The organism is Pseudomonas sp. Kh14, assembly GCF_900291005.1.
Classification (GTDB): Bacteria; Pseudomonadota; Gammaproteobacteria; order Pseudomonadales; family Pseudomonadaceae; genus Aquipseudomonas; species Aquipseudomonas alloputida.
Genome location: NZ_OLKJ01000066.1, coordinates 1 through 340, shown reverse-complemented (window position 1 = coordinate 340; position 340 = coordinate 1). Strand labels below are relative to the sequence as shown.

Here is a 340-nt window from a genome sequence, read left to right as displayed (position 1 = left end):
CGCAGGCGCTGTGGCATATGGAATGTTTTCAGCGCCATATCGGTTAGCAAACCAAGCATAAGCATCTTCAAAAAAAGACTTTGTTTGTGCATTCGTCAGTGACTCAAAGAACTGATGATCTGAGCCAACTACCCACTCAGTCAAAGCGACGGCATCTTTCCTAACCGCCCTAGAGCTATCGCGGCCCTCAGAAATACGCTGCTGTATGAATTTCTGCAGCGATACATTATCAGGTTTGCGATACTTTTCAGGAACAACCGTATAATTTTCGCTAGATTTAGTAACATCAATCTCCTGGTTTCGATGATGATCCGTCTTACGTTCATCAGGGTGTCCTAAC

General features: G+C 44.7%; 1 protein-coding gene. It reads right to left on the bottom strand.

All coding sequences use genetic code 11. The features are described 5' to 3' along the window. Positions 1-340 (bottom strand): plasmid recombination protein (locus FQ668_RS27355; RefSeq protein ID WP_178097165.1); only part of this gene is annotated, 340 nt, incomplete at both ends.